The following is a 14,008-nucleotide window of genomic DNA, read 5'->3' as shown; positions in this document are numbered from 1 at the left end:
TGGTTTCCTTGATGAGGAACCCGGTAATCTTGACTTATAAACCCAAATAGACATGTGTTATCTTTTTGAAAGTTTCAGAGGATGGAAAAAGTATTGTGAAGAGAATAAAGTGTCTCTAGTCCAATCGGTAATTGAATATGAGGTAGAGCAGAAGAATTCCTCCCCGGAAAAGATTTGGGAAGGACTCGGACAAGCCTACCAAGTCATGAAGGAAGCTGTAAAAACAGGGCTCAAAGAAGATATGACCTCTCGGTCAGGGATGATTAACAATGGTGCTAAAAAAGTATTCAATAATCCATTGACTGTCCTGTCCTCTGAGTTTCAAACACTCATTGCGCGTGCTTTAGCGGCAAAAGAGGTGAATTCCTGTATGGGCAGAGTAGTGGCTGCGCCCACTGCAGGCGCTTCCGGGATTCTTCCCGGAACTATGGTGACACTCCAGGAAATCCATCAGTTGGAGGACCAGAAGATATTAGAAGGGCTGCTCATTGGAGCTGGCATCGCCTTGATTATTGAAGAAAAAGCAAGTTTGGCAGGTGCTGTGGGTGGATGTCAAGCTGAAACGGGTTCTGCTGCGGCTATGGCTGCAGGTGCTATTGTGTATTGTTTGGGAGGTGATGTGGATCAGTTGTTTAATGCTGTAGCAATTACAATTCAATGCATGCTGGGATTGGTCTGTGATCCAGTGGCAGGATTGGTAGAAGTCCCTTGTGTAGTGAGGAATGCCAGTGCAGCAGCGATCTCTTTCAGTTCGGCGCAGATTGCATTATCCAGTGTAAACGCTGTAATCCCGGTGGACGAATGTGTAGAGGCAATGGGTGAAATAGGAGCTTCTATGGAAAGCAGGTATAAAGAGACTGCAATGGGCGGCTTAGCTGCCACACTGACTGGTCAGGAAATTTCAAAAAGGGTTTTGATTCAGGATATTGAAATTTTGCCTGATGAAAATTTAACCGAGTAAATTCTTGATTGCCGGGATAGACAAAATCCAGTCTATGGAATAGCTGAAAAATGCCGCCCATATCACAGCACTCAGGAACATATAGGTGAAAATCCTTCTTTTTTGAGTGCCAAACGAAACCAAAATGAGTGTTCCTCCTATCGGAGTAAGCAAAATAGGTGTCAGAAATGCAATGCCTAATTCGCCATACTTACTCCATACGCTAACAATGTTTCGGTTTCTTCTAGTGAAGAGTTTTTTCTTACTGCCAATTTTAGATTGGTAAATTTTTTTTAAGCGATCACCCAGAAATGTGAAAATGGTTACACTTGACATCATGCTCAAAATGGTTACTCCCATCATTTGCCAAGGTTGGTATCCAGCGGCAGAACCTAATACCGGACCCGCAATAAATTTGAATAGCGAAAGGAAATAGATTCCGAAAAATGTGTACAAGGAATCATTCATAAAAGAAAATATAAATAAGAGAGATAAGCCAGTAATAGAATAGACCCTTCAACCTTTGAAATTCTCATTTTACTCCGCATCAATGGGAACAACAAAATTGAAATTCCCAGCATCCATAAATAATCTGATTGAATAAATGCTTCGGAAACGCCAATTGGCCTTACTATGGCCGTGATTCCAATAATTGAAAGGATATTCATGATATTACTTCCAATGATATTTCCAAGGGCCAAATCTGTCCTTTTCGAAAGGGCTGCAATGATGGATGTAATCAACTCCGGAAGACTTGTGCCTATGGCGATGATGGTTATTCCAATGACTCGTTCGGAAACACCAAACTCTTTGGAAATTAAAACTGCATTTTCGACCAAAAGCTCGGATCCGAAATAAAGACCAATTACTCCTCCAAAAAACAAGGCAAGGGAAATCAGCCATCCATAGTTTTTAACCTGCTCGATTTCTTCTTCAACTAATCTGGTTTCTCCTGTTAATCCTACGCCTAAATTTCGGAATAGGTATCCATTGAATAGGATGAATCCTCCAAAAAGAATGATTCCATCCCAAAGGGAGATTTTATTGTCGAGGCTTAGTAAATAGAAAACAATTGAGACAAGAATCATCACTGAATAATCGAACCGAATGTTTTCTTTTCGAATCAAAATGGGGTAAAAAATCCCGCTCAATCCAAGCACCAGGCCAATATTTGCGATGTTTGAACCCACTACATTTCCGATCGAAATGTCGCTGTTGCCTTTCAATGCGGCGTTTAAGCTGACCAACAATTCAGGTGCAGATGTCCCAAAAGCGACCACTGTTAAACCAATGAGTCCCGTGCTCATGCCGAGTTTGAGAGCGATGGAAGATGCTCCGTCGACTAATAGTTTTCCGCCAAGAAGTAGGATGAAAAGTCCTAAAAGCAAAAGATAGTAAGGTGTCATATCAAATCTTTTCTCCAAATGCCAAATCTCCGGCATCCCCAAGTCCAGGTACGATGTAGGAATGTTGATTTAGTTTTTGATCCAATGCTCCCAGCCAAATTTTGTATGGAATATTTAATTGTGATTTGAGGTATTCTACTCCCTCAGGAGCAGCAAAGGCTGCCGCAACATGAATTATGCTGGGTTTGCCATGTGTCAGGAGAGTTTCGATGGATTTGATGAAAGATTTCCCTGTGGCCAACATGGGGTCAGCAAGGATCAATTCTTTTCCGGTTAAATCCGGGCTTGCATGGTATCCCAGATTAATGGTAATTGAATCTGATTTTTCTTCTCTAAACGCTCCGATAAATCCACTTTCAGCTTGGTCAAAAAAATTAAGAAATCCTTGGTAAAAAGGTAGTGAAGCTCTCAGCACAGCTACAATGACAGGTTGTCTTTTTGGAATTTCTACCGTCATTTTGGCAAGAGGTGTTTCTACTTCATGACTTTTATATTCCATAGATTTTGAAATCTCATAGGCCAGAATTTCTCCTAAGCGTTCAAGATTTTTCCTAAATCTCATTCTATCCTTTTGCGTATTGAGATTACGGAGCTCTGCCAGAAACTGGTTGGCTATGGAATTTTGGTTAGAAAGAATAAACATAGGGTGAAATTAAAATAAAACCCGGTGATTAACCGGGTTTTGAAGAGGTCTTATTTGATTTCAAAGGTTGTTTTTCTTGCCATTTGCCGGGCATCTTGAGAGGATTTATCCACGGATGTGTCCTCCCCGTACCCTTTGTAAGAAAGCCTAGAAGCTTCTAATCCAGATGAAATGAGTAAATCATAAACGGACTTTGCCCTACGTTCTGAAAGTTTAATGTTGTAATCCTCTGGTCCCAATTCATCCGCATACCCTTTTACTTCAATAGAAGTTCCAGGATTTCTTTTTAGGAAATTTGAAATGTAGTTTACAGCGGTAATGGAGTAAGTCTGAGGTTTATCACTATCGAAAGCAAAATAAACATTAACATAGCCCTCATTGATAGCTTTTTTGAAATAATCAATCTCATCTTTAATTTCTTCAAGCGAACATCCATTTGTGGAAGCGGGACCGGGTACAAATGGACATTTATCTAAATGGTCCGGCGTTCCGTCTTGATCGGAGTCTAGCGTGGCTCCATCCGACCCAACCCTGGCACCAATTTGCGTGTTGGGTTCTTTGTCTAAATAATCAGGTACGCCATCACCGTCAGAGTCTTTCAACATATCCTTGATTCCGCTGATAGCTTCTTCTAATTCGAGTTTTGTAGCATACTTGTCTGAGGAGATATACCAGTCGGCGTGCTGTTCGGACTTCCCTAAGTAAAAGTTAAGGCCAATAGTACCTGTCCACCACCCTCCAACTGCATGGACAAAAGGGTTTGCTGGTGGATTTGGCTGAAATGGAGCGTTGTAATTATTCCCATCAAATGTATAGGTCTGGCGGCCATTGTGTATGTAAGAAATATCTCCCACTAAAGCCACTTTTTCAGATAACTTCAATTGAGGAGTTACACCTGCAATAATGTTGTAAACGTAATCAGGTTCTTGATTGAAAACTGAATTTTTAAAATTCAATAGGCCAGCCCCACCACCAAAATGGCCAAGAAGTCCTAGTTTATTTGAGAAATTTTCAAATTTCATCATTCTACCATAGTTCATTACCATTTGGAGGTTAGCTCTTAAATAATTGGTTTTAAATTCTGGACTTTCTCCTTTTACCTCTCGAAACGTTCCAGTTCCTAGGTCTCCTTTAACTCCAAAATATTCATTGAACATATATCTGGCGCCAAAATCAACGTGACCGATATTTAATGTCGGTGAAAGGTATCCAGGTGTAAGGGGACCCATAGCCTTGTTAAACCCTCCATTGACCTCAAATGACCATTGATTAAAATCCTTTTGGGCTATGCCAGGAATAACAATCCCGATTGTGAGAATTAGAAATAAGTAGTTTTTCATTTTTGGGGGGTGATATTTGGGATGATTTGCGTACCAAAAGTAAAAAAATCCTATCTATCTGACATAAAAAAGCCCGTTCAATTTGAACGGGCCCTTATTTTATCAAGTGAATGTTATATTATTTCACTTCGAAGCTTGCTCTTCTAGCCAATTGTCTAGCGTCAGCAGATGACTTATCAACTGAAGTATCCTCTCCATAACCTTTATAAGAAAGTCTAGAAGCATCAACTCCTGAGGCTACAAGCAAATCATAAACTGCTTTAGCTCTTCTTTCAGATAATTTCATGTTGTAATCTTCAGGACCAAGTTCGTCTGCATAACCTTTGATTTCAACTTTCACACCTGGATTTCTCTTCAAGAAGTTAGAGATGTAGTTTGCAGCACTTACTGAGTAGGCCAATGGTTTTGCACTGTCGAATGCGTAGTATACGTTTACGTATCCATCATTGATGGCTTTCTTCAAGTAATCAACTTCTTCTCTTTCTACTTCTGCAGGAGGACATCCGTTAGATGAAGCAGGACCTGGCTGGAATGGACACTTGTCCAAGTGATCAGGAGTACCGTCACCATCCGAATCTAAAGTTGCACCTGAAGGGCTAACTCTTGCACCTGCTGGAGTATTTGGTTCCTTATCAAGGTAATCAGGCACGCCATCTCCGTCAGAGTCTTTCAGCATGTCCTTGATTCCATTGATTTGAGTAGCCAATTCTTCTTTAGTAGCATACTTATCGGCTGCGATGTACCAGTCAGCGTGCTGAGTTTGCTTACCTAAGTAGATATTCAATCCGATAGTACCGGTCCACCAAGTTCCGTTAGCTCCATAAAAACCGTTGCTGATGTCAGGTCTGATTGCTGTGGCACCGTCGAAGGTAACTGTCTGGCGACCATTCAAGATGGTTGAGATATCACCGACCAATGCAATTTTCTCGCTCAATTTAATTTGAGGAGTGATCCCGAATATCAATGTGTACACATTGTCATCGAAATCATTGTAGAGGTTTTCTTCAGGATTAACCAATCCGACACCAGCACCTCCATGCATTAATAGACCAAATTTTCTGGTGAAAGATTCAAAATTCATTATCCTTCCAACATTCGCCACACCTTGTAGATTCAGGCGATTGTATTTTGTGTTAAAACTTGGACTTTCCCCTTCTACTTCTTTGAAGGAACCGAAACCGTAGTCAAGTTTCAAACCGAACTTTTCATTGAACATGTATCTGACTCCAAAGTCAACATGGCCAATGTTTAATGTCGGTGAAAGATAACCACCTGTCAAAGGAGCCATTGGCTTGTTAAAACCTCCGGTAGCCTCGATTGACCATTTGTTGAATTCCTGGGCGTTAGCAGCTACTGCCATCGCTCCAGCCATAAGGGTTGAGAGTATAAATTTTTTCATGACAAAAAATTTTTTGTTCAAATTTTAAGTGATTGATAGATGTGATTACAAATTTATAAACTTTTAATTTACTGCAAATCTAGATGTTTTATTTAATTGCCAACTATAACACCTGAAATTATATCAGTCCAAATTTTCAGTTTATTTAAGCATTATTAACATAATTGGTGCCAAAAATGAAATTTTTATCCGAATTGCTTTCTGTACAATCAGTCTCTGGTGATGAAGCAGAAATTTCCTTTTGGGTCCTTAATTTCATCGAAAAACGAAAGAAATCCTGGAAGGTTTTACCGGATGTTTTTTTTGGCGAAAATTTCCACGATTGCATCTTACTTAAATTTGGCCATCCTACGACCGCCGTTTTTGCCCACATGGACACAATTGGTTTTATGACCAGGTATGAAAATCAGCTCATACCGGTAGGTGGCCCCGAGATAATCCCAGGGACTAAACTTGTTGGAAAAGACAGTCTGGGAGAGATTCATTGTCGCCTTGTCGGGCAGGAAGATGCCTTGTTCCATGATTTTCCAAGAAAGATTGATCGAGGTACTAGGCTCTCGTTTCATCAGGATGTTCGTGTAAACGACGAATTCATTCAAGCGGCTTATTTAGATAATCGGTTGGGCGTTTACAATGCGCTTCAACTTTGCGAAAATTTGGAAAATGGGTGGGTCATTTTTACTACTTATGAAGAACACGGTGGCGGAAGCATGCCATTTTTACTTCAGTTTATTCAAAAGGTAGCTCCCGTTAAAAATGCCTTGATTTCTGATATTACGTGGATTACTGAGGGGATTTCTCACCACAATGGGGCGGTAATTTCCATTAGAGATAAATATATTCCGAGAAGAAAGTTTATCGATAGGATCATTCAACTCGCAGAAAAAAGTGGAATTCCGTATCAATTGGAAGTAGAGGCTTATGGAGGAAGTGATGGAAGAGAAATCCAATTTTCGCCATACGCCATTGACTGGTGTTTTATCGGCGCTCCGGAGGATCATGTCCATACTCCGGATGAAAAAGTTTCACTCAAGGATTTGGATTCAATGATCTCTCTTTACAATTATTTAATGAAAGAACTCTAATCTTGTCAAATGAGCAAAATCCAAGTAAATGATAAAACCTTCGAAATTTTTCTGCCAAAGGAGAAATTGAACCAAAGAATTTCTGAATTAGGTAAGGAGATTACACAAGATTTTGAAGGGGAAGAGCTGATCCTTTTGGGGATTCTCAACGGTTCTTTTATAGTAATGGCCGATTTGGCAAGATCCATTGAATTGCCTGTTTCTTGTGAGTTTTTAAGGATTTCCTCCTATTCAGGTATAGAATCTACCGGAGAAGTCAAATCTGTTTTAGGATTATCGGTTAGTATCACCGGTAAAAATGTCGTAGTGGTAGAGGATATTGTAGATACAGGAATCAGCATGAATTATTTGATTTCTCATCTTTCAGGGTTGGGTCCGAAGAAATTGAGCATTGCCACTTTACTGTTCAAAAGGGAAGCTTTTAGGTTTAATTATCCACTTCATTATGTGGGTTTTGAAATTCCCAATAAATTTGTCGTCGGCTTTGGCCTTGATTATGATGGATTGGGGAGAAATCTTCCGGATATCTATCAGCTAAGTACTACGTAAAAAGACCCCTGTAATGCTAAATATTGTTCTTTTTGGCCCTCCCGGTGCGGGAAAAGGCACTCAAAGTGAAAAAATCATCGCTTCCTACGGATTGACTCATCTTTCTACCGGTGATCTCTTCAGAAAACATCTCGGAGAAGGAACTGATCTTGGTAATCTCGCAAAGAAATATATGGATGAAGGCCATCTTGTACCAGATGAGGTAGTCATTCAGATGGTAGAGCATAAAATCAATACTACAGATGAAAGCAAAGGCTTTATTTTCGATGGCTTTCCCCGAACTACCGCACAAGCTGAAGCTCTGGATGTCATGCTAGGAAAGCACGGGATGAAAATCTCCGGAATGATTGCTTTGGACGTTCCTCAGGATATTTTGAAGGAGCGAATCAAGGAGCGGGGAAAAACTTCAGGACGGGCGGATGATCAAGATGAAGAAAAAATCAACACTCGGATCAAAGTATATTTGGCGGAAACTTTACCAGTTGCAGCGTACTATGAAAAGCAAGGCAAGTTTAAAAATATCAACGGAGTGGGTAAGATTGAGGAAATCTTCGACGAAATCTCAAGAGTAATCAATAGCTACTGATTTCCAAGGTTTTCTTAATTTTGCAATTCCAAGACATGGCTAAGCTCTCGGGCTTAGCCTTTTTCTTTCCCAGACCATGGCTGATTCCAATTTCATTGATTACGTAAAATTTTGTTCCAGATCCGGTGCCGGTGGAGCTGGTTCTGTTCACTTTAGAAGAGAAAAGCATGTCCCAAAGGGTGGGCCCGACGGTGGAGACGGTGGGCGTGGAGGCCATATTATCATTCGTGGCAATGCCCAACTCTGGACCTTACTTCACCTTAAATACAAAAAGCATGTAATTGCTGATCCAGGCAAAGGAGGAGAAGGAGGAAGAAGGACAGGGGCAGATGGTAAGGATGTCATTTTGGAAGTCCCATTGGGAACAGTAGCCAAAGATGCCGAAACTGGCGAAAAGCGATTTGAAATTACAGAAGATGGGCAGGAAGTAATCCTAACACGAGGCGGTCGAGGCGGGTTGGGCAATGACCATTTTAAGACGGCAACCAATCAAGCTCCCCATTTTGCCCAGCCAGGCGAACCTGGGATTGAAGAATGGATTATTCTGGAGTTGAAACTTCTGGCAGATGTGGGACTGGTCGGGTTTCCAAATGCAGGAAAATCAACCCTGCTTTCCTCTATTTCAGCAGCTAGACCTGAAATTGGTGATTATCCATTTACCACTCTTGTGCCCAATTTGGGGGTGGTGGGCTATCGCGACGACAAATCATTTGTAATGGCGGATATCCCCGGTATCATCGAAGGAGCTGCAGAAGGAAAAGGTTTGGGGATTCGTTTTCTAAGACATATAGAGCGAAATTCCATTCTTTTGTTTTTGATTCCTTCCGATGCATCCGACTTGCAGGAGCAATACAGAATCCTGCTAAAGGAATTGGAGAAATATAATCCGGAGCTATTGGACAAAAAGCGAATCTTGGCGATTTCCAAGGCTGATATGCTGGACGAAGATTTGATCAAAGAAATGGAAGCTGAGGTGCCCAAAGATATTCCTTATGTGTTCATTTCATCGGTAAGCCAATTTAATCTTGAAAAGCTTAAAGATTTAATCTGGCAGGCGATTCATTCATAAAAATGTCACTTTGTCAGCAAACACCCTCTGGCAAAGTCCTTGTTATTCGATTACCGCTCAAAATTGCGTGAAGTAAGTATGAAAAATAAAGAACAAATGGACCAGGAAACCAATCAGCCCTTGGAGGATCAATTGGTAGATGAAAAACTCCAGCAGGAATCAGATTTGTCAACCGATCAAATCCAGCCTGAAAGTCTTGAGTCCAAATTGGAAGCAGAAGTGGCAGACCTCAAAGATAAATACCTTAGGCTGTATTCAGATTTTGAAAATTTCCGTAAGCGGACCGCTAAAGAAAGGATTGATTTGATTAAAACTGCCTCCGAAGATGTCCTTAAAGAATTGATTCCTGTAGTAGATGATTTCGAAAGAGCATTTAGAGCATCTGAAAGTGAAACAGATGTCTCCAAAGTTCGAGAGGGAAATCAGTTGATTTTCCATAAGTTTTTGAAGGTTTTGGAGTCAAAAGGGTTAAAACCCATGGAAGATTTGATTGGTAAACCATTTGATGCCGACACCCAAGAAGCCATTACTCAAATCCCAGCGCCTTCCGATGACATGAAAGGAGCTGTCATTGATGTGGTAGAAAAGGGATATACCTTAGGTGAAAAAGTAGTGAGGTTTGCCAAAGTGGTGACCGGAGCATAATAGGATATGGCAAAGAGAGACTATTACGAGATACTGGGAGTATCCAAATCTGCAAGTGCGGACGAAATCAAAAAAGCGTACCGTAAGCTCGCTATTCAATACCATCCCGATAAAAATCCGGATAACCCTGAAGCGGAAGAGAAATTCAAGGAGGCAGCTGAAGCCTACGAAGTCCTGAGTAACCCTGACAAGAAAGCCCGATATGACCAATTTGGCCATCAAGGCCTAGGAGGCAATGGGGGCTTTGGAGGCGGGGGGATGAACATGGAGGACATCTTCTCACAGTTTGGAGATATTTTTGGTGGCGGAGGCTTTGGATCCTTCTTTGGTGGAGGCGGAGGAGGCCGACGTACCAAGAAAGGGACAAACCTGAGGGTAAAACTGAAGCTCAATCTTCAGGAAATTGCCAACGGGGTTGAGAAAAAGATCAAGGTCAAGCGTCATGTTGTTGCTCCAGGAGTGACATTTAAGACTTGCTCAGCATGTCAGGGAACCGGTCAGGTGAAAAAGGTGGTAAATACCATGCTTGGCCAGATGGTTTCTGCCAGTACCTGTGCAGTATGTGGTGGAGCAGGTCAGATAGTTGACAAAAAACCAGCCGACGCGGACTCCCGAGGACTTATAATCAAAGAAGAAGTCATTTCGATCAATATTCCTGGTGGTGTGGGCGAAGGTATGCAACTCAGCATGTCAGGGAAAGGAAATGAAACCCCGGGAGGAATTCCAGGGGATTTACTCATTGTAATTGAGGAAGCTGAAGAAGGGATTTTCCAGAGAGAGGGAAACAATGTAATCTATGATCTGCATATTTCCTTTATTCAGGCCGCTTTAGGAGATTCTGTAGAAGTTCCAACTATTGACGGGAAAGTGAAAATCAAAATTGATGCAGGTACCCAAAGTGGAAAAATGTTGAGGCTAAAGGGGAAAGGCATCAAAGATATCAACGGATATAGTAGAGGCGACCAATTAATAATGGTCAATGTTTGGACTCCTACACAGCTCTCTAAGGAAGAACGGGCTACTCTTGAAAGATTGAAAGATTCAGAAAATTTCAAACCTGATCCAGGAAAACAAGAGAAATCCTTCTTTGATAAAATGAAGGAATTTTTCTAATTCATCAAAAAGCCAGATTTGATTCTGGCTTTTTTTATATTTTTCATAAACCTTTTCTGAGTCGCCCCGTACCAACCGTATGCTGAAAAAACTGTGTCTGCTTCTATTTCTGATTGTAGCGGGTGGATTACCCAGCAAGGCACAATTTGTAAAAGAATATAAGGTTTCGGAGAAAAAAGACTTTGACCTAGTCCAACTCAATTTTACCACCTACAAAAGTTTGACTCAGCTGAAAAGAGTCAAAACCCTCGAGCCACTTTATATTCACGGACACTTATCCAAATCTAATGTCCTTCCTGATTTTAGGTATTCCATCAAGAGAAATATTCTTGATGCAACCTTAATCCATAAAAATGTCGAATCTGATAACCTGGGCAAAAGCATCACTTCTAAGCTCTTTTCATCAGAAACAGACTTTGAACACTCATGGGATATAGGCTTGGGATCAAATTACCTGTATGAACTCGATTTTAACTTAGGAATGGGGGCGGCAGATTTTGATCTGTCTCAAATCCCCGTTTCCAATTTTAAAGTTAAAAGTGCCAGTGCAGATGTTGTCATTCGCTATGGATCCGATGCGCCCAATCAGGTGGCAATGGATACTTTGTTGGTGACTTTGAATATGGGTAAGGTTGAAGTGCAAAGGGCAAATTTCACCAATTCAAAAAAAATCATTTTAGAAGTCAATTATGGTAAAATTGACCTGAATTTCAGCGATGGAATGTCTGCCGGATGCCAGGTAATCGCCGCAGTTGGTGGAGGAACAGTCAATCTTAAGCTCCCATCTGATACTTACCCCATCAAAATTAAAATGAAAACCACTCCCATGTGCCGGACTTCTTTGCCGAAATATCTAAAATCACTGGATAAAGAAACTTACGTGACAAAGGGATTTAGTGCTTCAGACCCGAGGCTATTAGAATTGATTTTGGATGTGGGAGTTGGTTCAATTACAGTGGAATAAAATCCGATGCTCAAAATCACCCGGCTCAATAAGGCTTATTCAAACCATCGTGCATTGACAGATGTGGATTTAGTAGTCCCGCAGGGTATGATTTTTGGCCTACTCGGTCCAAATGGTGCAGGAAAAACAACGCTCATCCGAATTATCAACCAAATCATCGAACAAGACAGCGGGACGGTAGAGATTGACGGCAAATCCCTTTCGCCTGATGATATCCGAAAGATTGGCTATTTGCCCGAGGAGCGAGGTTTGTATAAGAAGATGACCGTTTGGGATCAACTGATCTACTTTTCCAGATTGAAAGGTCTAGATCAGTCGGAAGCTAAAGGAAAAGTCAAAATATGGCTTGAAAAGCTGGAAATCGGAGGGTGGAAAGAAAAGAAAATAGAAGACCTATCCAAGGGGATGGCCCAAAAGGTCCAGTTTATTTCCACGGTTATTCATGAGCCTAAACTGTTGATTTTGGACGAGCCTTTTTCCGGGTTTGACCCGGTCAATGCAGAGATTATTAAAAATGAAATTCTGGAGTTGAAAGCTAAAGGTACCACGGTGATTCTCAGTACCCACAGAATGGAGTCAGTAGAATTACTCTGCGACCATGTGGCCATGATTCATAAGTCGAGAAAAATACTCGATGGTACCATCCGAGAAGTTAAGAACAGTTTTCGGCCACAAGAATTTTCGATTTCTCTGATCAACCTTCTGCAGGATTTACCGCAGGACTGGAAAGTTAGGCATGACGAAGATCGCGCATTTAATTTTTCTTTACCTCTGAATGGGAGATCACCCAATCAGTTGCTTAAAGAATTGATGGAGTACGGTGAAGTGATGGAGTTTAAGGAAAAAGTGCCATCAATGGAGGAGATTTTTATTCACCAGGTAAAGGCAACCCAATATGAATAAGATTTTCCTGGTCATTCAAAGAGAGTATTTGGCAAGGGTCAAAAAGAAATCCTTTTTAATAGCGACCTTGCTTACTCCACTTATTTTCCCGGCGATCATGGGGATTTTTGTTTGGATCGCGGTTTCGGAAAGGGAAAATCAATCGCTGAGGATCATCGAGGTCATCGATGAGACGGGTTTGTTTTTTATGGAAAGTTCAGAGCAATATGCTTTTACTTCCTCTATAAATGACCCTGAAGAGGCCAAAAAAATGGTTCAGGAGGGCGAGCGTTATGGGTTTTTATACATCCCAAAGATGGAGATCTCCAATCCAAAAGGAATTCAGTTTTTCGGGATTGAAAATCCGAGTATGAGTCTGATGAGCTATTTGGAATCTGCCCTCAAGCGGAAAATAGAAGATCAGCGTCTTTACGATAAAGGGATAGATCCAACCGTATTAAAAGAAATCCGAACCCAAGTTTCGATTCAATCGGTCACCTTAGGAGAATCTGGCGAGGAAAAGATCAATGATGCCACCGTTAACTATGCCATTGGGTTTTTAGCCGGTATCTTGATTTACATTTTCATTTTTGTCTATGGAAATCAGATCATGCAGGGAGTGATCGAGGAAAAATCCAGTCGAATTGTCGAGATATTAGTTTCTTCACTGAAGCCCTTTCAGCTGATGCTGGGTAAAATTGTGGGGATTGGGGCAGTGGGACTGACTCAGTTTCTGATTTGGGTGGTCTTGATTGGGACACTTACCACACTCGTGACAGGAGTATTGGGTATGCAAATGCCTCAACAACAAGCCATGGAACTCGCTAACCCAGAGATGGCACAAGCTACGCCGGATAGTAGTGAACTTGCAGACATCCTGATGGTCATCCAAGGGATTGATTTTGTTGCCATTGTAGTAAACTTCATAATTTACTTTTTGGGAGGCTATCTGTTGTATGGAGCCTTGTTTGCAGCGGTTGGGTCAGCAGTTGATGCGCCTTCAGATGCGCAACAGTTTATGTTTCCCATTACTATTCCCTTGATCGTAGCCTATATGGGTTTGTTTGTTTTTGTGCTTCAAGAACCCAATTCCACCACCTCTTTTTGGCTATCCATGGTTCCTTTGACCTCGCCTATAGCCATGATGGGTCGAATCAGTTATGGAGTTCCTTTCTGGGAATTGGCCTTGTCCATTGGGTTGTTGGTACTCGGATTCCTGTTTACCACTTGGTTGGCAGGTAAGATTTACAGAATCGGAATCCTGATGCATGGGACCAAGCCAACGTATAAAATTCTTTGGAAATGGATCCGATCGAGTCAATAGGATTGGACGGAGTCTGATTTTGATGGTTATTTTTTTTCCAAGCCTAATTGACCTATTTTTCTC

15 protein-coding genes are annotated in these 14,008 nt (G+C 41.3%); 10 read left to right on the top strand and 5 right to left on the bottom strand.

Annotated elements, in window-relative coordinates; genetic code table 11:
- The first annotated feature begins 52 nt into the window (after positions 1-52).
- On the top strand, positions 53-961 hold the full coding sequence (gene sdaAA, locus CLV31_RS12525) for an L-serine ammonia-lyase, iron-sulfur-dependent, subunit alpha (protein ID WP_111393227.1): 909 nt from the start codon (positions 53-55) through the stop codon (positions 959-961).
- On the opposite strand, the gene CLV31_RS12520 is transcribed toward sdaAA, so the two are convergent.
- The 5 genes from CLV31_RS12520 to CLV31_RS12500 all read right to left on the bottom strand — a co-directional run bounded on the left by CLV31_RS12520 (position 950) and on the right by CLV31_RS12500 (position 5,728).
- Positions 950-1,408 carry a hypothetical protein gene (locus CLV31_RS12520; RefSeq protein ID WP_111393226.1) on the bottom strand — a complete coding sequence of 153 codons (459 nt, stop codon included), beginning with the start codon at positions 1,406-1,408 and terminating at the stop codon, positions 950-952. The two genes, sdaAA and CLV31_RS12520, sit on opposite strands and share 12 nt — an antisense overlap.
- The gene (locus CLV31_RS12515) at positions 1,405-2,346 is read right to left on the bottom strand and encodes a calcium/sodium antiporter (RefSeq protein WP_111393225.1); all 942 of its coding nucleotides are present in this window, start codon (positions 2,344-2,346) and stop codon (positions 1,405-1,407) included. Before CLV31_RS12515 ends, CLV31_RS12520 begins: the two co-directional genes overlap by 4 nt.
- Before the next feature lies 1 nt (position 2,347).
- Positions 2,348-2,989, bottom strand: a complete 642-nt coding sequence (upp, locus tag CLV31_RS12510) for a uracil phosphoribosyltransferase (RefSeq protein ID WP_111393224.1) — start codon at positions 2,987-2,989, stop codon at positions 2,348-2,350.
- Between the two features lie 50 nt (positions 2,990-3,039).
- A complete protein-coding gene (locus tag CLV31_RS12505; protein ID WP_111393223.1) occupies positions 3,040-4,329 on the bottom strand; it encodes an OmpA family protein in 1,290 nt (429 codons plus the stop codon).
- 118 nt (positions 4,330-4,447) lie between these two features.
- On the bottom strand, positions 4,448-5,728 hold the full coding sequence (locus CLV31_RS12500) for an OmpA family protein (RefSeq protein ID WP_111393222.1): 1,281 nt from the start codon (positions 5,726-5,728) through the stop codon (positions 4,448-4,450).
- A gap of 176 nt (positions 5,729-5,904) precedes the next feature.
- Here CLV31_RS12500 and CLV31_RS12495 point away from each other — a divergent pair, with 176 nt between their 5' ends.
- From CLV31_RS12495 to CLV31_RS12455, 9 genes are all read left to right on the top strand, one after another.
- A complete protein-coding gene (locus CLV31_RS12495; protein WP_111393221.1) occupies positions 5,905-6,813 on the top strand; it encodes a M20/M25/M40 family metallo-hydrolase in 909 nt (302 codons plus the stop codon).
- A 9-nt stretch (positions 6,814-6,822) separates the two neighbouring features.
- Positions 6,823-7,362 carry a hypoxanthine phosphoribosyltransferase gene (gene hpt / locus CLV31_RS12490; protein WP_111393220.1) on the top strand — a complete coding sequence of 180 codons (540 nt, stop codon included), beginning with the start codon at positions 6,823-6,825 and terminating at the stop codon, positions 7,360-7,362.
- Positions 7,363-7,375: 13 nt separating this feature from the next.
- Positions 7,376-7,948 carry an adenylate kinase gene (locus CLV31_RS12485; protein WP_111393219.1) on the top strand — a complete coding sequence of 191 codons (573 nt, stop codon included), beginning with the start codon at positions 7,376-7,378 and terminating at the stop codon, positions 7,946-7,948.
- Between the two features lie 76 nt (positions 7,949-8,024).
- On the top strand, positions 8,025-9,017 hold the full coding sequence (gene obgE, locus CLV31_RS12480; RefSeq protein WP_111393218.1) for a GTPase ObgE: 993 nt from the start codon (positions 8,025-8,027) through the stop codon (positions 9,015-9,017).
- Positions 9,018-9,095: 78 nt separating this feature from the next.
- On the top strand, positions 9,096-9,662 hold the full coding sequence (locus CLV31_RS12475; protein ID WP_111393217.1) for a nucleotide exchange factor GrpE: 567 nt from the start codon (positions 9,096-9,098) through the stop codon (positions 9,660-9,662).
- A gap of 6 nt (positions 9,663-9,668) precedes the next feature.
- Positions 9,669-10,775: a molecular chaperone DnaJ gene (gene dnaJ, locus CLV31_RS12470; protein WP_111393216.1), complete on the top strand. Its 1,107-nt coding sequence runs from the start codon at positions 9,669-9,671 to the stop codon at positions 10,773-10,775.
- A 79-nt stretch (positions 10,776-10,854) separates the two neighbouring features.
- On the top strand, positions 10,855-11,739 hold the full coding sequence (locus CLV31_RS12465) for a hypothetical protein (protein ID WP_245943393.1): 885 nt from the start codon (positions 10,855-10,857) through the stop codon (positions 11,737-11,739).
- Between the two features lie 6 nt (positions 11,740-11,745).
- Positions 11,746-12,642: an ABC transporter ATP-binding protein gene (locus CLV31_RS12460; RefSeq protein WP_111393215.1), complete on the top strand. Its 897-nt coding sequence runs from the start codon at positions 11,746-11,748 to the stop codon at positions 12,640-12,642.
- Positions 12,635-13,945, top strand: a complete 1,311-nt coding sequence (locus CLV31_RS12455) for an ABC transporter permease (RefSeq protein ID WP_111393214.1) — start codon at positions 12,635-12,637, stop codon at positions 13,943-13,945. Before CLV31_RS12460 ends, CLV31_RS12455 begins: the two co-directional genes overlap by 8 nt.
- Positions 13,946-14,008 lie beyond the last annotated feature (63 nt).

It is taken from the genome of Algoriphagus aquaeductus, from assembly GCF_003253485.1.
Taxonomy (GTDB): Bacteria; Bacteroidota; Bacteroidia; order Cytophagales; family Cyclobacteriaceae; genus Algoriphagus; species Algoriphagus aquaeductus.
This window is presented reverse-complemented; position numbering and strand designations above follow the sequence as displayed.